The sequence below is a fragment of the Halomonas sp. SL18_1 genome, from assembly GCF_055755715.1.
Window position 1 is genome coordinate 425,972 of record NZ_JBVTRK010000001.1, and the last position, 17,209, is coordinate 443,180.

At 70.0% G+C, this 17,209-nt stretch carries 15 protein-coding genes, 1 other RNA gene and 2 pseudogenes; 10 read left to right on the top strand and 8 right to left on the bottom strand.

The window, feature by feature from the left end:
• Window positions 1-1,296, top strand: a complete 1,296-nt coding sequence (gene waaA, locus ACSJDS_RS02155) for a lipid IV(A) 3-deoxy-D-manno-octulosonic acid transferase (protein ID WP_473034953.1) — start codon at window positions 1-3, stop codon at window positions 1,294-1,296.
• Window positions 1,297-1,316: 20 nt separating this feature from the next.
• Here the strand turns inward: waaA and rpiA are convergent, their stop codons facing one another.
• Entirely contained in the window at window positions 1,317-1,991 is a 675-nt protein-coding gene (gene rpiA / locus ACSJDS_RS02160) for a ribose-5-phosphate isomerase RpiA (RefSeq protein ID WP_473031918.1), read from the bottom strand.
• A 521-nt stretch (window positions 1,992-2,512) separates the two neighbouring features.
• On the opposite strand from rpiA, the gene ilvA reads away from it, so the two are divergent.
• Window positions 2,513-4,027 carry a threonine ammonia-lyase, biosynthetic gene (ilvA, locus tag ACSJDS_RS02165; RefSeq protein ID WP_473031919.1) on the top strand — a complete coding sequence of 505 codons (1,515 nt, stop codon included), beginning with the start codon at window positions 2,513-2,515 and terminating at the stop codon, window positions 4,025-4,027.
• Between the two features lie 368 nt (window positions 4,028-4,395).
• On the opposite strand, the gene ACSJDS_RS02170 is transcribed toward ilvA, so the two are convergent.
• The 3 genes from ACSJDS_RS02170 to ACSJDS_RS02180 form a co-directional block, all read right to left on the bottom strand.
• Window positions 4,396-5,037 carry a 5-formyltetrahydrofolate cyclo-ligase gene (locus ACSJDS_RS02170; RefSeq protein WP_473031920.1) on the bottom strand — a complete coding sequence of 214 codons (642 nt, stop codon included), beginning with the start codon at window positions 5,035-5,037 and terminating at the stop codon, window positions 4,396-4,398.
• A gap of 8 nt (window positions 5,038-5,045) precedes the next feature.
• A non-coding RNA gene (gene ssrS / locus ACSJDS_RS02175) (6S RNA) lies at window positions 5,046-5,230 on the bottom strand.
• 36 nt (window positions 5,231-5,266) lie between these two features.
• Complete coding sequence (locus ACSJDS_RS02180; RefSeq protein WP_473031921.1) at window positions 5,267-5,584, bottom strand: cell division protein ZapA; 318 nt, start codon at window positions 5,582-5,584, stop codon at window positions 5,267-5,269.
• Between the two features lie 202 nt (window positions 5,585-5,786).
• Here ACSJDS_RS02180 and ACSJDS_RS02185 point away from each other — a divergent pair, with 202 nt between their 5' ends.
• The 4 genes and pseudogenes from ACSJDS_RS02185 to ACSJDS_RS02200 all read left to right on the top strand — a co-directional run bounded on the left by ACSJDS_RS02185 (window position 5,787) and on the right by ACSJDS_RS02200 (window position 10,293).
• Window positions 5,787-6,362, top strand: a complete 576-nt coding sequence (locus ACSJDS_RS02185; protein ID WP_473031922.1) for a UPF0149 family protein — start codon at window positions 5,787-5,789, stop codon at window positions 6,360-6,362.
• A 28-nt stretch (window positions 6,363-6,390) separates the two neighbouring features.
• Window positions 6,391-7,727 (top strand): annotated as a pseudogene (gene pepP / locus ACSJDS_RS02190) (Xaa-Pro aminopeptidase).
• Between the two features lie 82 nt (window positions 7,728-7,809).
• Window positions 7,810-9,020, top strand: a pseudogene (ubiH, locus tag ACSJDS_RS02195) (2-octaprenyl-6-methoxyphenyl hydroxylase).
• Window position 9,021: 1 nt separating this feature from the next.
• Window positions 9,022-10,293, top strand: coding sequence for a UbiH/UbiF/VisC/COQ6 family ubiquinone biosynthesis hydroxylase (locus ACSJDS_RS02200; protein ID WP_473031923.1), 1,272 nt, complete (start codon window positions 9,022-9,024; stop codon window positions 10,291-10,293).
• On the opposite strand, the gene ACSJDS_RS02205 is transcribed toward ACSJDS_RS02200, so the two are convergent.
• From ACSJDS_RS02205 to gpmI, 4 genes are all read right to left on the bottom strand, one after another.
• Complete coding sequence (locus tag ACSJDS_RS02205) at window positions 10,290-11,582, bottom strand: S41 family peptidase (RefSeq protein WP_473031924.1); 1,293 nt, start codon at window positions 11,580-11,582, stop codon at window positions 10,290-10,292. The two genes, ACSJDS_RS02200 and ACSJDS_RS02205, sit on opposite strands and share 4 nt — an antisense overlap.
• A gap of 68 nt (window positions 11,583-11,650) precedes the next feature.
• On the bottom strand, window positions 11,651-11,992 hold the full coding sequence (locus ACSJDS_RS02210) for a murein hydrolase activator EnvC family protein (RefSeq protein ID WP_473031925.1): 342 nt from the start codon (window positions 11,990-11,992) through the stop codon (window positions 11,651-11,653).
• The gene (locus tag ACSJDS_RS02215; protein ID WP_473031926.1) at window positions 11,941-12,783 is read right to left on the bottom strand and encodes a murein hydrolase activator EnvC family protein; all 843 of its coding nucleotides are present in this window, start codon (window positions 12,781-12,783) and stop codon (window positions 11,941-11,943) included. Before ACSJDS_RS02215 ends, ACSJDS_RS02210 begins: the two co-directional genes overlap by 52 nt.
• A 54-nt stretch (window positions 12,784-12,837) precedes the next feature.
• A complete protein-coding gene (gpmI, locus tag ACSJDS_RS02220) occupies window positions 12,838-14,412 on the bottom strand; it encodes a 2,3-bisphosphoglycerate-independent phosphoglycerate mutase (RefSeq protein WP_473031927.1) in 1,575 nt (524 codons plus the stop codon).
• A 282-nt stretch (window positions 14,413-14,694) separates the two neighbouring features.
• On the opposite strand from gpmI, the gene ACSJDS_RS02225 reads away from it, so the two are divergent.
• Genes ACSJDS_RS02225 through ACSJDS_RS02240 form a run of 4 tightly spaced genes read left to right on the top strand, consistent with a single transcriptional unit; the run spans window position 14,695 to window position 17,209 of the window.
• The gene (locus ACSJDS_RS02225; RefSeq protein ID WP_473031928.1) at window positions 14,695-15,117 is read left to right on the top strand and encodes a rhodanese-like domain-containing protein; all 423 of its coding nucleotides are present in this window, start codon (window positions 14,695-14,697) and stop codon (window positions 15,115-15,117) included.
• 30 nt (window positions 15,118-15,147) lie between these two features.
• Entirely contained in the window at window positions 15,148-15,675 is a 528-nt protein-coding gene (gene secB, locus ACSJDS_RS02230; RefSeq protein ID WP_473031929.1) for a protein-export chaperone SecB, read from the top strand.
• Between the two features lie 33 nt (window positions 15,676-15,708).
• Window positions 15,709-16,437 carry a 16S rRNA (uracil(1498)-N(3))-methyltransferase gene (locus tag ACSJDS_RS02235; protein ID WP_473034954.1) on the top strand — a complete coding sequence of 243 codons (729 nt, stop codon included), beginning with the start codon at window positions 15,709-15,711 and terminating at the stop codon, window positions 16,435-16,437.
• Window positions 16,438-16,477: 40 nt separating this feature from the next.
• Window positions 16,478-17,209, top strand: coding sequence for a CvfB family protein (locus ACSJDS_RS02240; protein ID WP_473031930.1), 732 nt, complete (start codon window positions 16,478-16,480; stop codon window positions 17,207-17,209).

The following is a 17,209-nucleotide window of genomic DNA, read 5'->3' on the forward strand; positions in this document are numbered from 1 at the left end:
GTGCGCACTGGGCGACCCTGGGCGAGGCGTCTCTACTCGGCGGCGCTCTACCTGCTGTCGCCGCTGATCTGGCGGCGCGTCTGGCGCGAGCAAGTGCCCCCTTACCCCCGGCGGGAGCGGCTGGGGTGGCTGACGCCCTCGCCCCACCGCCGGCGAACCCTCTGGCTGCACTGCGCCTCGGTGGGCGAGGTGCTGGCCGCCCGTCCGCTGATCGAGGCGCTGGTCGAGCGCTATCCCGGCCATCGCCTGGTGATCACCACCATGACCGCCACCGGCGCCGAGCGGGCGGCGGCCCTAGCCGCCCAGCTCGGCCAGTCGGGGGCTGGCGGCGAAGTGAGCCATCACTTCGTGCCGCTGGACTTTCCCGGCGCGGCGCGCCGCTTCATCGACCGGCTCGCCCCGGCGCTGGCGATCCTCTTCGAGACCGAGCTGTGGCCCAATCTGCTGGCTGCCTGCGACCGTCGCGGGGTGCCGGTGGCCGTGGTCAACGGGCGCCTCTCGCCCCGCGCCTTTCGCGGCTACCGCCGGCTGAGGCCGCTGATGGTCGAGGCGCTGAGCCACGTCGACTGGCTGGCGGCCAAGTCCGCGGCCGATGCCGAGCGCTTTAGGGCGCTGGGCATGGCCGCCGAGCGCAGCGAGGTCGTGGGCTCGCTGAAGTATGACTTGTCGCCGGACCCCGTCGCCTTGGCCCAGAGCCGGCAGCTGTGCACCCGGCTGGGGGCGCGTCCCATCTGGGTGGCGGGCTCCACCCACCCGGGCGAGGACGAGCTGCTGCTGGCGGTGCATGCTCGGCTGCGGGCGCACTACCCCGAGGCGCTGCTGATCCTGGTGCCGCGCCACCCCCAGCGCTTCGAGGCGGTGGCGGCACTGTGCGCCGAGCGGGGCCTGGCCGTGGCGCGGCGCTCCCGTGAGGAGTGGCCGGGCCCGGCGACCGCGGTCTATCTGGGTGACACCATGGGAGAGCTGCTCACGCTCTACGGGGTCGGCGATCTGGCCTTCGTCGGCGGCAGCCTGGTGCCGGTGGGCGGACACAACCTGCTGGAGCCAGCGGCTATGGGCGTGCCGGTGCTTACCGGCCCGGCGCTGGCCAATTTCGAGGAGGTGGCGGCCACCCTGCGCGATGCCGATGCCCTGGTGGAGGTCGGCGATGCCGAGGCGCTGGGCCATGTGCTTCTGGCGCTGTTCGACGACGAGCCGGAGCGTCACCGCCTGGCCGAGGCCGGCCAGGCGGTGATCGCGGCCAATCGCGGCGCCCTGGTGCGCACCCTGGCGGGGCTGTCGCGACTGTTGGGGTGAGTGAGTGCTTGCTGTTGTCGTCAGGCCGGCGTCAGCCGCTCGACGCCGCTCTCGCTGCCCAGCAGCAGCACGTCGGCGCCACGGGCGGCGAACAGGCCGTTGGTGACCACGCCGACGATGGCGTTGATGCGTGCCTCCATGGCCACCGGGTCATCGATGGGGAACTCGAAGCAGTCGATGATCTGGTTGCCGTTGTCGGTCACCACGCCCTCGCGGTAGACCGGGTCGGCGCCCAGCTTGACCAGTTCCCGGGCCACGTAGGAGCGCGCCATGGGGATGACCTCCACCGGCAGCGGGAACTCCCCTAGGCGCTCGACCTTCTTGGAAGCGTCGGCGATGCAGATGAAGCGCTCGGCACAGGCGGCGACGATCTTCTCCCGGGTCAGGGCCGCCCCGCCGCCCTTGATCATGTGTAAGTGAGCGTTCACTTCGTCGGCGCCGTCGATGTAGAAGGGCACGCTGCCCACGCTGTTGAGCTCGAACACCTCGATGCCGTGACCGCGCAGCCGCTCGGCGCTGGCCTCGGAGCTCGCCACGGCGCCCCTGAAGTCGTCGCGCAGCTTGGCCAGGCGGTCGATGAAGCGGTTGGCGGTGGAGCCGGTGCCGATGCCGAGCACGGTGTCGCGCTCGAGCCAGGGCGCGATCTCGTCGATGGCGGCGGCGGCGACGGCGTCCTTCAGTTCGTCCTGGGTCATGGGGTCGCTCTCAGGTGGCGGATGGATGGGAATCGGGCGCCATTATAGGCCAGCCGGGCCGCTCTGCCGATGGCATGGCGGAGGGTGCGCCCGGGATAGCCCTGCCCCCGAGTCGGCAAAGCGGGCTTGATGGCGAGTGTCCCGCAGGCAGAACGATCGCAGGTAGCAGCATCGCTCGGGACTGATCCGTCGGCAGGCCCCGGAGCGCCGGAGCGCCGGACCGCCGAGGAGGCGCTGTGAATACCTCCTTGTACGCTACCGATTCCCTGCTGCGCTCTCGCGTCCCGCTCCGCTTGCAGGTCCGGTGCTGGCCATCCATGGCCAGCCCGTTCGGAGCAGTGCTCCTCACCCCTGGAATCGGACCTCCTCTTTGGCCTGCCCCGGCGTCCCTCGCCAAGCACAGCAGCGACGACCCTTATCTTACCGGGGCTGCGCTGGACGCCATGCCGTCGGGAATGCTACCAATAGGGGTTCTCTGCACTGCAGCACAGCCCTTCGCGTCACTCCTCTGGGATATCAGGATGCTAGAAGCCACCGTCAAGAAGATTCTCCAGGCCCGGGTCTACGAGGCCGCCCGGGAAACGCCGATCTCCCCGGCCCCCTTCCTCTCCCGCCGCTTTCACAACACCATCCTGATCAAGCGCGAGGACCTGCAGCCGGTCCACTCCTTCAAGATCCGCGGCGCCTACAACAAGATGGCCCAGCTGACCGAGGAGCAGAAGGCCAAGGGCGTCATCGCGGCGTCTGCGGGCAACCACGCCCAGGGCCTGGCCATGGCGGCCAAGCAGATGGGGGTCAAGGCGGTGATCGTGATGCCGCGCATCACCCCCGAGATCAAGGTGGCCGCCGTGCGCGCCCGGGGCGCCAAGGTCGTGCTCAAGGGTGACGCCTTTGCCGCTGCTGCCGCGCACGCCCGGGAGCTGATCGAGGAGCACGGCTACACCTACATTCCGCCCTTCGACGATATCGACGTCATCGCCGGCCAGGGCACCGTGGCCATGGAGATCCTCCATCAGCACGCCGGGCCGCTGGACGCCATCTTCGTGCCGGTGGGGGGCGGCGGGCTGATCGCCGGGGTGGCGGCCTACGTCAAGTACCTGCGCCCCGAGGTCAAGGTGATCGGCGTCGAGGCCGAGGACAGCGCCTGCCTCAAGGCGGCCCTGGAGGCAGGCGAGCGGGTGGTGCTCGACCAGGTGGGCGTCTTCGCGGAAGGGGTGGCGGTGGCCCAGATCGGCGAGGTGCCCTTCTCCATCGTCCGCGAGCTGGTCGACGAGGTCATCACCGTCAACGCCGACGAGATGTGCGCGGCGGTGAAGGACATCTTCGACGATACCCGGGCGGTGTCGGAGACCTCCGGGGCCCTGTCGCTGGCGGGGCTGAAGAAGTATATCCAGCGGACCGGCGCCGAAGGCCAGACCCTGCTGTGCATCAACTCCGGCGCCAATACCAACTTCGACCGGCTGCAGCATATCGCCGAGCGCACCGAGCTGGGCGAGCAGCGCGAGGCAATCCTCGCGGTGACGATTCCCGAGAAGCCCGGCAGCTTCAAGAAATTCTGCAAGACCATCGGCAAGCGCATGGTCACCGAGTTCAACTACCGCTACGCCGACCCGGACGCGGCGCACATCTTCGTCGGCGTGCAGGTCAAGCCCGGCGGCGAGGATCGCCAGGCGGTGATCGACAAGCTGCGCGATGCCGGCTATCCGGTGGAGGACCTCACCGATAACGAGCTGGCCAAGCTGCATATTCGCCACCTCGGCGGCGGTCGCCCCAAGGAGCACTTCGACGAAGAGGTCTACCGCTTCGAGTTCCCCGAGCGCCCCGGGGCGCTGATGAACTTCCTCACCCACCTGCCCCACGACTGGAACATCTCGCTGTTCCATTACCGTAACCACGGGGCAGCGTACGGACGGGTGCTGGTGGGCATGCAGATACCCAATGGGGATCGTTGCCACGTGGAGGAGCACTTCGACGAGATCGGCTATCGCTACTGGAAGGAATCCGACAACTCGGCCTATCGGCTGTTCATGGCCTGAACCGCGCTGGGTAAGCGCTGACTCACGCTAAAGCCGAGAAATAGCATGCGTTTCGATATGTAATCCCTGGTCAGGAACAGTTGTCAGTCTGGTGTCTTAGCCCCTATAGTCGTCGCTGCACATCGCCATGTGCGACATCGTTAACTCTCCGCCGCGGCGGACGCATAACCAGGGAGCAGGCAATGAAGCGCAAGCCCGATCTGGTCATGGCACTGGTGCTGGCATTCGGCATCGGCGTCGTGGTGACCGGCTATGCCCAGGCGCTGGCGGGCAGCTGAGTCGGCCATCAGTGCCATGATCAGATGCAGCAACCGAAACGACCGGCCGGTGCAGAGCACCGGCCGGTCGTTTGCGTTACGGGCTCAGCGTCAGGGTCTGACGAGGCGGGCGTCGCTGGCGATGGCATCCAGCGGCACGTCCCAGGACGCGCTCGGCAGCCGGGCGACCCGCTGGCACTCGTGGGCCAGGCCGATCAGCCGCGGTCGGGGGCCCGGTCGGCGGGTGAAGGCCAGGCTGCGGTCGTAAAAGCCGCCGCCCATGCCCAGGCGCTGGCCGGCCTCGTCGAAGCCCACCAGCGGCAGCAGGATCACGTCCAGCGCCCAGGCCGCCAGGCGCCGGGCCCGGTGCGCGCCGTGGCGGGTGTCGGGCTCGGCGATGCCGAACCGGTTGCGCACCATCGGCGTCCCCTGGTGGTAGTGAACGAACCATAGGGCGTTGTGAGTGAGCGGTTTGAGCACCGGCAGGTAGACCCGGGCGCCGCGCTCTGTGAGCCACGGGATCAGCGGCCGGGGGTCGATCTCGCCGTCGTTGGGCAGATCGAGGGCCACGCGGCGGGCGCGCTGCAGCTCGGGCAGGCGGCGCAGCCGGCGACGCAGGGCCTGGGCGGCCTGGCGCTGTTGTAACGGCTCGAGGGCACGGCGGCGACGACGCAGGGCCTGGCGCAGGCGCCAGCGGGCGTCCGAGGAGTCGTCGCGGGTGTCGAAGTCGAGAGGGGCTAGCAGGCTGCACATGATGCGTGGGGTTCCCCAGAGTGCCGCTGTCGTTCTGGCCCTTGAACCCTTGGTTCAAGGTGGGTGGCCGCAGCCGAACCGTCAGGCTTTCCGTCGCACGGACATGCACACGGGTCCGGCTAGCTATTGGCCGCCCTGGGTATTGCGCATAGGCTCGAGGGACTATAACGACTGGCCAACACCCCAGGGAACAACTTCATCGTATCAGAGCTGGCGGTGACGTCCAATGTCATTCGCAGGGTGTCTGTCCCGGGGCCGGGCCACCGGCCAACGCCTGCTCGAGCCGCTCGCTCAGCCGGTCCAGGCTCTGCTCGCCGCTGCGCCGCTCGTCCAGTGCCTCGAGCAGCTCGTGGGCGATATTCAGCGCTGCCATGATGGCGATCCGCTCGCTGCCCAGCAGGTTGTTCTGGGCGTGGATACCGTGCATGGCGCGATCCAGGTAGCGGGCGGCGCGGTCCAGCTTGTGCTCCTCGCCGGGATTGCAGGCGATCACATAGTGCCGACCCAGCAGGGTGATCTCGGCGGTGGGGCGGGAAGCATCGCTCATGGGGGCTCCGGTGCGGGCCATGGGGTGGCCCGATACGTTAACATCCTGGAGAGAGCTGTCTAGAACTGCCCGCATTGGCGCGGCGTCCGCTTAGACAGTGCCCAGTCAAGACGCGTCGTTCGACCACTATAAGAGAGCCGCTCGTGGGCGGTCAACGCGCCGCGAACGTCGCTCTGCGTCGCCTGCCACTACGGAAGTCACCATGTCCACGATCGATGAACGTCCGGATTTCTCTACCATCGCCGACCTGTTCTTATTGCATGGCAGCATGCAGTCCCCGGCCTTTCTCGACGGCCGGCTGTGTGCCGGCCTGGCGCTCAACGACCTCAGCGCCGCCGACTGGCTGGAAACCGTCTGCCTGGACCTTGGGGTCGAGCAGCCTCGCGATCGCGACAGCGCCGAGGCGCTGCTGGCCTGGCGCCGCCAGGCCCTGGAGGCGCTGGCCGACAGCGCCTTGAACTACGAGCCGCTGCTGCCCGATGAGCTCTACTCCCTCGCCGAACGCGCCCGTGGCCTGCGCGACTGGACCCTGGGCTTCCTGGAGGTGGTCGAGGAGGCCGGCGAGGCCCCCCGCCAGCGCTGGTCGGCGCCGCTGCGCGAGGCGCTGGAAGATTTGTCGGCTCTGGCCGCCATGGAGACCGACCTGGAGGAGAGCGCCGAGAACGAGAACGACCTCTTCGCCCTCACCGAGCATGCGCGGATGGCCGCCATGCTGCTCTACACCGAGCAGCACCCGGGCCAGCCGCAGGTGGAGTCCAGCGAGCCGACCCGCCACTGATGTCCCCGTTCATTGCCAAGGAGCCGCGATGCTGCCCGATCCCCTGCCCCGTCCCGCCCCCGTCACCAATGCGGAGTACCTGTCACGCCGCCGCGCCCTGATGGCCGCCCTGCCCGTCGACAGCGCGGTCCTGCTGCCCGGTGCCGCGCTGGTCACCCGCTCGCGGGACAGCGAGTATCCCTTCCGCCAGGACAGCGACTTCCACTACCTCACCGGCGTTGCCGAGCCCGATGCCCTGCTGCTGCTGCTGCCGGGGCGCGCCGAGGAGAGAGCGTACTGTTCTGCCAGGACCGCGACCCTGCCCTGGAGACCTGGACCGGGCGTCGCCTGGGCGCCGAGGGCGCGGTGCGCGAGCACGGCCTCGATCAGGCCTTCGAGAACGCCGAGCGCGACGCGCGACTCGAGTCGCTGCTGGATGGCCGCACCACCCTCTATCTGCCGCTGGACAGCGCCGAGGCGATGGCCACCGCCGAGGAGGTACGCACCGCCCTGGCGGCGAAGGTGCGCCGCGGGGCGCGGCCGCCCGAGGCGCTGGTCGAGGTCTCGCCGCTGATCCATGAGGCGCGCCTGATCAAGAGCGAGAGCGAGCTGGCGCTGATGCGTCATGCGGCACGGATCTCGGCCCGTGCCCATGCGCGTGCCATGCGCGCCGCCCGCCCGGGGCTTGGCGAGTACCACCTGCAGGCCGAGCTGGAACACGAGTTTCGCTGGCAGGGCGGCAGTGGCCCGGCTTACGCCAGCATCGTCGGTGGCGGGCACAACGGCCGTGTGCTGCACTACATCGAGAATCGCGATGCCCTGCGCGACGGCGAGCTGGTGCTGATCGACGCCGGCGCCGAGTTCGACCTCTATGCCGGTGACATCACCCGCACCTTCCCGGTGGGCGGGCGCTTCAGCGAGGCCCAGCGGGCCCTCTACGAGGTGGTGCTGGCGGCCCAGGAGCGCGCCGTGGCGGCGGTCAAACCCGGCGTCACCCTGGCCGAGATCCACGCCGGTGTGGTTCACGACCTCACCGCCGGGCTGATACGGCTGGGGCTGCTCGAGGGTGAGGTCCAGGCGCGCGTCGATGACGACAGCATCAAGCGCTTCTATCCGCACTCCACCTCCCACTGGCTGGGGCTGGACGTTCACGACGTCGGCGCCTATCGCCTGGCGGGCGAGCCCAGGGCGCTGGCGCCGGGCATGGTGCTGACCGTCGAGCCGGGGCTCTACGTGCCCGACGAGGCGGAGATCCCGGCGCCCTACCGCGGCATCGGCATTCGCATCGAGGACGACGTGGCGGTCACCGCCGACGGGCACGAGGTGCTCAGCGAGGGGGTGCCCAAGCGGGTCGATGAAATCGAGTCCCTGATGGCCAGGAAATGATCAGCGGAAAGGGAGTTCGAATTATGTTACGTAATTTACATTACGAGTCGGCCGACTTTTATGCCTGCCGGGGAGAGCCGGTATGAGCCCCGTGCCCCCGCGCCCGGTGGATATCGCCATCATCGGTGGCGGCCTGGTGGGGGCCAGCCTGGCCGTTTGCCTGGCGCCCCTGATCGAGCGCCATGGGCTGTCGGTGGCGGTGATCGAGGCCGCGCCCATGGGCGAGCTGGCCGACAGTGCCTGGCAGCCGAGCTTCGATGCCCGCTCCAGCGCCATCGCTCAGGGCTCGGCGGAGCGCTTTCGCGACATGGGACTGTGGGAGGCCATGGCCGAGCAGGCCGCACCGATTCGCCGGATTCACGTCAGCGAGCGGGGTCGGCTGGGGGTGACCCGACTGCTGGCCGAGGAGCTGGGTCAGGAGGCCCTGGGCTATGTCATTCCCAACGCCTGGATGGGGAGCGTGCTGCATCGTCGCCTGGCGGCGCTACCCCTGGCGTGGCACTGCCCGGCCAGGGTGGAGGCCATCGTCCCGGAAGCCGAGGGGCATCGTCTGAGGCTCTCCGACGGCGGTGAGCTGCGGGCCGGTCTAACGGTACTGGCCGATGGCGGCCGCTCGGGGCTCAAGGAGCGCCTGGGCATCGCCAGCGAAGAGGCGCCCTACGATCAGGTGGCGCTGATCGCCAACGTCGAGGTGAGTCGCCCCCACGGCGGCACCGCCTTCGAGCGCTTCACCCGCGACGGGCCCATCGCCCTGCTGCCGCTGTCGGGTCAGCGGATGGCGCTGGTCTGGACCCACCCCAGCGGTATGGAGGCGGCGCGCCTGGCCCAGAGAGACGGCGACTTCCTGGTCGAGCTGCAGCGCGCCTTCGGCGACCGTGCCGGGCGCTTTCGCCGCGTGGGCAGCCGCCACGCCTACCCGCTGACGCTGGTCACCGCCCGGGAGACGGTGCGCCCCGGGCTGGCGGTGCTGGGCAATGCCGCCCATGCGTTGCACCCGGTGGCCGGGCAGGGCTTCAACCTCGCCCTGCGCGGGGTGACGGACCTGGTGGCGGCTCTGGAGCAGGCCCTGGCGGAGGGGAAGCGCTCGGCTCCCTCGCGACCCTGGGCGACTTCGAGGCGCGTCGGTTCGCCGATCGCCACAGCGTCGTTCGCTTCAGCGACGGCCTGGTGCGGCTGTTCGGCATCGACCACCCGCTGCTCTCCCACGCGCGAGCCGCGGGGCTGGTGGGCCTCAATCTGGCGGGGCCGCTGCGCCGCAGCCTGGCGCGCCGCGCCATGGGCCTGGAGCGCTGACATGCAGACACATCACGGAGGGAACGGCATGGCGCAAGCCGGTGAGGAGCGTCAGCGCTGCGAGGCGATCATCGTCGGCGGCGGCATGGTGGGGGCGGCGCTGGCCGCGCTGCTGGGCCAGGCGGGCGTCGCCGTCACCCTGCTCGATGCGCGTCCGGCGCTGCTGGACGCCGAACGGGTGGGCCGGGGCCGGCCCGCCATGCGGGTCAGCGCCCTGACCCCGGTCTCGCAGCGCCTGCTCGAGGGCCTGGGGGCCTGGGAGTGGATGCGCGGCAGGCGGGTGACGCCCTATCGCCGCATGCGGGTGTGGGATGCCCAGGGGAGTGGCGAGGTGGCGTTCTCGGCGGATCAGGCCGGGGTGCCGGTGCTAGGGCATATCGTCGAGAACGACCTGGTGCTGGCGGCGCTGGAGGCGCGGCTGGTGGCCCTGCCCTCGGTGACGCTGGAGTTCTCGGCCCGGGTCGCCGGCCTCGACGAGACCCCCGGCGGGTGCGAGGTGGCGCTGGAGGATGGCCGCCGGCTGGCGGCGCCGCTGGTGGTGGCCGCCGACGGGGCGCGCTCGCCGCTGCGCACCCTGGCCGGCATCGAGGTCAGCGCCCGGGACACCGGCCATGTGGCGGTGGTCACCACGGTGCGCACCGCCCGCCCCCATGGCGGCGTGGCCCGCCAGGTGTTCCTGGAGAGCGGCCCGCTGGCCTTCCTGCCGCTGACCGTGGACGGCGATGACCGCTACTGCTCCATCGTCTGGTCGACCTCGCCCGCCGAGGCCGAGCGGCTGACAACGCTGTCGGCAGAGGCGTTGGGCGAAGCGCTGGGAGACGCCTTCGCACATCGTCTGGGCGAGGTCGAGGTGGTGGACCGCACCCAGGCGGTGCCGCTGACCCAGCGCCACGCCGAGCGCTATGCGCAACGCGGCTTCGCCCTGGTGGGCGATGCCGCCCACAGCATTCATCCCCTGGCCGGCCAGGGGGTCGATCTGGGGCTGATGGATGCCGCGGTGCTGGCCGAGGAGGTGCTGGCCGCGCGGCGTCGCGGCCTGGCCATCGGCGAGGCGGGGGTGCTGGCGCGCTATGCCCGCCGCCGGCGCGGCGACAACGCCGCCATGCTGGCGCTGATGGACGGCTTCCGGCTGCTGTTCGGTGCCCGCCACCCGGCGCTGACCCTGGCCCGCAACCTGGGCATGAGCGGCGTCGACCGGCTCACGCCGGTCAAGCGGCTGCTGATGCGCCAGGCGATTGGGCAGCGCGGGCGCCTGCCGATCTCCTGCCGCTAACGGCGGCGCTGGCTGACCACGTTGAGCGCCTTGAGCAGGTTGAGGGCCTCAGAAAGCTGGTAGTCCTCGCGCAGCCGCTCGCTCATCTCGCGTCGCTCGCGGGGGTCGTCCCGGGAGCGCAGGTGGCCTTCCAGGTCGGCCTCGCGGACCTGGCGGCCGCTTTCGGTCACCTCGACCCGGCCGCGCACCACTTCCACATCGGGCTCGATGCCCTGGGCCTGGATCGAGCGGCCGCTGGGCGTGAAGTAGAGCGCGGTGGTCAGCTTGAGCCCTTCGCCGTTGCCTAGCGGCATGATCTGCTGCACCGAGCCCTTGCCGAAGCTCTCGGTGCCCATTACCACCGCCCGATGCTGGTCCTGCAGGGCGCCGGCGACGATCTCCGCCGCCGAGGCGCTGCCACCGTTGATCAGCACCACCAGCGGCACCTCGGGGGCGACGGTGTCGCGGCCGGCCGAGAAGCGCATCTCGGCGTCGGGCAGGCGGCCCTCGGTGTAGACGATCAGGCCACTGTCGAGGAAGGCGTCGGCCACCGCCACCGCTGCCTGCAGCACGCCGCCGGGGTTGTTGCGCAGGTCCAGCACCAGGCCATTGAGGGGGCCTTCACGCTCCATGCGCTCGATGGCGGCGCCCACCTGATCGGCGGTGCGGCTCTGGAACTGGCTGATGCGCAGGTAGCCGTAGGCGGTTTCCAGCAGCTCGCTGCGCACGCTCTCGGTGCGGATAATCTCGCGGGTCAGGGTGAGGGTGCGCGGCGACTCCTCGCCGCGCCGCTGGATGGTCAGGGTCAGCTCGCTACCCGGTTCGCCGCGCATCAGGGTCACCGCTTCCTGCAGCGTGAGCCGGTCGGTGGGGGTGTCATCGATGCGCAGGATCTGGTCCCGGGACTGCAGGCCGGCCCGGGAGGCGGGGGTGTCGTCGATGGGGGTGATCACCGTCAGCTGGCCGTCCTGCAGGCCGACCTCGATGCCGATGCCGCCGAATTCGCCTTGGGTGGATTCGCGCAGCGTCTGGAATTCGTCGCGGTCCAGGTAGGCGGAGTGGGGGTCGAGCTCGCTGAGCATGCCGCGCATGGCGTTGCGCAGCAGGGTGCGGTCGTCGACGTCTTCCACGTAGACACGCTTGATGCGCTCGAACACCTCGGCGAAGGTCTGGATCTCCTCCAGCGGCAGGTCGTCGGCCGGTGCTGCCGCCTGGGCGGCCGACGGCAGCCAGACGAGCGACGTGGCCAGCAGGGCGGCCAGCAGGCGACGGGGAGCGGCGGGCAGGAGCCCGGCGAGACAGAGGGGCATGCGAACTCCGCGATAGCGAGACGAGGCGTCCAGCATAGCTCGCCGCCGGGAGGTTGGGGAAGCCCGCGTCAGCGCCGGGCGATCCAGCCCTGGGGATCGATGGGATCGCCGCCACGGCGCACTTCGAAGTAGAGCGCCGGCGCCGAGTGGCCGCCGCTGGCGCCGACCCTGCCGAGGGTGTCGCCGCGGGCGACCGCCTGGCCCACCTCCACTTCGAAGCGCTGCAGATGGGCGTGCAGGGTCATGACCTGATCGCCGTGGTCGAGGATCAGCAGGTTGCCGAAGCCGCGCATCCAGTCGGCGAAGACCACCCGGCCGGCGTGCACCGCCGCCACCGGGGTGCCCTCCCGGGCCTCGATCAGGATGCCGTTGCGGTGCACGCCGCTGCTGCCGCGAAAGCGCGAGGCCACCGCTCCCTGCACCGGCCAGGGCAGATCGCCCCGGGTCTGTTCGATGGCGGTGGAGGGGGCGGGCGCTCGAGACGGGCCAGCTCCTCCTGGACCTGCTTGAGGGTCTGTTCGGCCCGCTCGCGATCGCGGCCCAGGTCGGCCAGCCGTGCCTGCTCGCTGGTATAGCGATCCTGCAGCTCGGCCAGCAAACGCTCGCGCTCGGCCATGCGGCTGGCCAGTTCGCTGCTGCGCTCCGCCAGCTCAGCGGCCAAGGTATCCATCCGCTCGCCGCGCGCCTGCAGCTCTCGGCGGTTCTCGCTCAGCTCGGCATCCAGCCGGGCGATCTCGTCGAGCCGGGTGTGGCGGGCCCGGGCCAGATAGTTGAGGTAGGCCTGCAGCCGGTCGAGGCGCGCCGGGTCGTCCTGATTGAGCAGCAGCTTGAGCTGCGGGCTCGGCCCCAGCCGGTAGAGGGCGTCGAGCTGGGTACGCAGGGCGGCAACCTGGTCGTCGCGCTCCTGCTCGAGAGCGGCGCGCTCCGTCTCCAGGGTGTCGATGGCCTCAGCCAGGCGGCGCCGGTCGGCCTGGAGGTCGTCCAGGCGGCGGTGGGTCTCGGCAAGCTCGGTTTCCACCCGGCGCAGCGCCTGGGAGGCTTCGTCCTGTTCCTCGCGGGTGGCGCGCAGGCGCAGGCTGAGCGACTGTATGTCGGCGCCGATGGCGTCGAGCCGCTCGCGCGCCTCGCGCTCGCTGCTCGGGGAGGCCAGCACGGTGGCCCCGCCGCCGTCGAGCGTCAGGGCGAGGCTCAGCAGCGCCACCCCCAGGGGGGCAGCAGGCGTCCGGCGTGGCTCATGGTCGCTGGCGTTCGGGCATCATGCCGGTTCGACCAGCACCCGGCCGGTCATCTCCGCGGGGATCGGCTGGCCCATCATCGTCAGCAGGGTCGGCGCGATGTCGCACAGCCGGCCGTCGTCCAGCAGCCGCACCGAGGCGGAGCCGACGTAGATCAGCGGCACCTCGAAGGTGGTGTGGGCGGTCTGGGCCACGCCGGTGTCGGGGTTGACCATCTGCTCGGCGTTGCCGTGGTCGGCGGTGATCAGGCAGGCGCCGCCCGCCTTCTCGATGGCCGCCACTACCCGCCCGACGCAGGCGTCCACCGCCTCGATGGCCTTGACCGCGGCGTCGAAGTCGCCGGTATGGCCGACCATGTCGCCGTTGGCGTAGTTGCACACGATCAGGTCGTAGGTGTCGGACTCGATGGCCGCCACCAGCTTGTCGGTGACCTCGGCGGCGCTCATTTCCGGCTTCTCGTCGTAGGTCTTGACGTCCTGGGGCGAGGGCACCAGGACCCGGGTCTCGCCTTCGTACTCGGCCTCGCGGCCGCCGGAGAAGAAGAAGGTGACGTGGGCGTACTTCTCGGTCTCGGCGATGCGCAGCTGGGTGAGGCCGCGGCTCTCCATCACCTCGCCCAGGGTATTGTGCAGGTCGGCCGGCGGGAAGGCGGCCGGTGCCGGGATATCGGCGGCGTACTGGGTCAGGGTGACCAGGCTGCCGCCGGCAAGGGTCGGTCGCACGCGGCGCTCGAAGCCGTCGAAGGCCTCCTCGACAAAGGCGCGGGTCAGCTCGCGAGCGCGGTCGGCGCGGAAGTTCATGAAGATGGCCGCATCGTCATCGGCGAGGGTCACCGGCCCCTTGCCGGCGTTCACCGCGGTGGCGGCGACGAACTCGTCGTTCTCGCCGCGCTCGTAGGCGGCGGTCAGCCCCGCCTCGGCGCTGGCGGCCTGGTGCTCGCCGACGCCCTCGGTGAGCAGTCGATAGGCCTTCTCCACGCGATCCCAGCGGTTGTCGCGGTCCATGGCGAAATAGCGGCCGATGATCGAGGCCACGCCGCCGTTATCCTTGCCCACCAGCTCGGCAAGCCGCGTATTGACTCGCTCGATGGAGGCCAGGGCGCTGCGCGGCGGCATGTCGCGGCCGTCGAGGAAGCCATGCACGAAGATGCGCCGGGCCCCGCGCCGGGCAGCCAACTCGGCCATGGCCAGGAAGTGATCCTCGTGGCTGTGCACGCCGCCCGGTGAGAGCAGCCCCAGCAGGTGGACGGCCTTGTTCTTGGCGACCGCGGCATCAATGGCGTCGGTCAGGGCGGGGATGGCGTCCAGTTCGCCCTCCTCGACCGCCTTGGAAATACGGGTGAGCTCCTGGTAAACGACCCGGCCTGCGCCCAGATTCATGTGGCCCACCTCCGAGTTGCCCATCTGCCCCTCGGGCAGGCCCACGTACTTGCCGTCGGTGTGCAGCAGGGCGTGGGGCCGATGTCGCCACAGCCGATCCATGTTCGGCGTGTGGGCCGCGGCCACGGCGTTGTTGGCGGTGTCCGGGTTGTGGCCGTAGCCGTCGAGGATGATCAGGGCGACGGGGCGGGGCGTGCGGGTCGTGGAATCGGGCATGGGGAGAGGGCCTCTTGTTGGGTTGGCGACACCAAGCGAGGGCACCTATGTTGACATGGCTGAATCGTTTCTGCCAACGGAGGGGCCGCCCTCCCGGAGGGGGCAGCGGTTCGCGGGGTCGCGACTTGCAGCGGCTTGCGGCATCATAGCGCACGGCAGGGTCGAGCGTCATGGCCGGTCGATGTGCCGCATGGCCCATGCCGCCAGGCGCTCCTACCTGGTGTATACTGGGCGCCGCCCAGATTGCCCAAACCGTGTACCCGACGAGAGTTTTCCGGACCCATGATCGATCAGCTGTTCGAATTCGTGCAGAACCACCCGCTGCTGGTGGGTGCCTTCCTGATAGTGTTGACCGCCTGGATCGTTTACGAGGTCCGCAACAGCGCGGCCAGCGGCGTGACGTCCACCCAGGCGACTCAGCTGGTCAATCGCGAGGACGCCGTGGTCGTGGACACCCGCGAGGCCGGCGACTTCAAGGCCGGGCATATCGCCGGGGCACGCAATATTCCCCAGAGCCGCATCGACGAGCGCCTGGGCGAGCTGGAGAAGGTCAAGGACAAGCCGATCATCGTGGTCTGCAAGAGCGGCCAGAGCTCCGGCGCCACGGTGGCCAAGCTGGCCAAGGCCGGCTTTGACCGGGTATTCAAGCTCAAGGGCGGCATGATGCAGTGGCAGGCCGACGGTCTGCCGGTGGTCAAGAAGTAGTTTCACTCCGCATTCTAAAGGATTCTTTCCATGGCCGAAGAGAACAACCCCAACGCCGGCGGCAACAGCCAGGCCGCCGCCGACCAGCAGAACAAGCCGCAGCTGCAGTTCTCCGTGCAGCGCATCTACGTCAAGGATATCTCCTTCGAGGCGCCCAACTCGCCGGCGGTCTTCCAGCAGCCGTTCAAGCCCAAGGTCAGCCTCGACCTGAACACCTCCAGCCAGAAGGTGGGCGAGGACCTCTACGAGGTGGTGATTAAGGTCACCGCCCAGGTGACGCACAGCGAAGAGGGCACCACCTCCTTTCTGGCCGAGATCGAGCAGGCCGGCCTGTTCCGCATCAGCGGCATCGAAGGCGCTCAGCTGGATCACACCCTGGGCGCCTTCTGCCCCAACGTGCTGTTCCCCTACGCCCGCGAGTGCGCCGACAACCTGGTCAACCGCGGTGGTTTCCCGCCCCTGATGCTGGCGCCGGTCAACTTCGAGGCGATCTACGCCCAGAAGAAGAAGCGCGAGGCCGAGCAGGCCCAGCAGCAGGGCGAGCAGACCACCCAGTAAGGGGGGTGACTCCGTGGTGGCGCTAACGTGACGCTGCGAAAAGCCCCGCGTATCCACGTCGCCGCCGACTATGAGGTCGGCGGCGACGTCGTTCTGCCCGAAGGACCGGCCCGCCACGTGGCCCGCGTGCTGCGCCTGGGCGAGGGGGCGCCGCTGCGCCTGTTCGACGGCGCCGGCCGGGAGGCCGAGGCGGTGCTCGTCGAGGCCAGCCGCAAGCGGGTGGTGGCGCGCATCGAGGCGGTGAGCGCGGGCGACGGCGAGTCGCCCCTGGCGGTGCACCTGGGCCAGGCGATTTCCAAGGGGGATCGCATGGACTATGCCATCCAGAAGGCCGTAGAGCTCGGCGTGGCGGCCATCACCCCGCTCTACACCGAGCACGGCGACGTGCGCCTCAAGGGAGAGCGCGAGGCCAAGAAGCTCGCCCACTGGCAGGCGGTGGCCGCCAGCGCCTGCGAGCAGTGCGGGCGGGCCACGGTGCCGCCGGTGCACCCCCCGCAGGCGCTGGCCGACTGGCTGGCCGCCCGCCACGAGACCCTGCGCCTGGTGCTTCACCCCGGCAGTGTCGGGGCGCTCGAGCACAGCGAGGCGCCCGCCTCGGCGGCTCTGCTGATCGGTCCCGAGGGCGGTCTCGCCGAGGCCGAGGTCGCGGCCTCCCGGGCCATCGGTTTCGCGCCGCTGTCGCTGGGCCCGCGTATCCTGCGTACCGAGACCGCTCCGGTGGTGGCGCTTAGCCTGCTGCAGTATCGCTTCGGGGATTTGTGAGCGCTTACTTTCACTCTTCCCATCTGTGAGGAAGCCCGTCATGTCCGATTTCCGCGACCGCCGCATCGACCGCCCCGCCGCCGGGCGCCGCTATCGCGCACCGAAGTGCGCCGTGGGCGAGGTGGCTTACCTGGAGGTGGTCACGGTCAACGAGACCGGCGCCTTCCTCGACTGGGGCCATCCCAAGGACCTGCTGCTGCCCTATGGCGAGCAGCGCTTCCGGCCCACGCCCGGCAAGCGGGTACTGGTGAGGATCTATGAGGACCAGCAGGGCCGCCCGGTCGCCTCCCAGAAGCTCGACAGCTTTATTTCCGACCAGGCCGAGGGCCTGTCGGCCGGTGACGAGGTGACCCTGGTGATCGCCGAGCAGACCGACCTGGGGTTCAAGGCGGTGGTCGACCACCGCGCCTGGGGACTGCTCTATCGCGATGATGTGACCCGGCCGCTGCGCCGCGGCCAGCGTCTAACCGGCTACGTGAAGCGGCTTCGCGAGGATGGCCGTCTGGATCTCTCGCTGCTGCCGCCGGGGGCCGCACGCCTCGACGTGGTGGGCGAGACGGTGCTCAAGGCGCTGCGCGAAAGCGGCGGCTACCTGCCTCTGGGCGACAAGAGCGACGCCGCCGAGATCAAGGCGCGGTTGGGAGTCAGCAAGAACGCCTTCAAGCAGGCCATCGGCCGGCTCTACAAGCGGCGGCTAATCACCCTCGAAGCCACCGGTATCCGGCTGGTGCCGGGAGGACGTGATGGCAATAGCCGAGGAGAAGGGGAATAG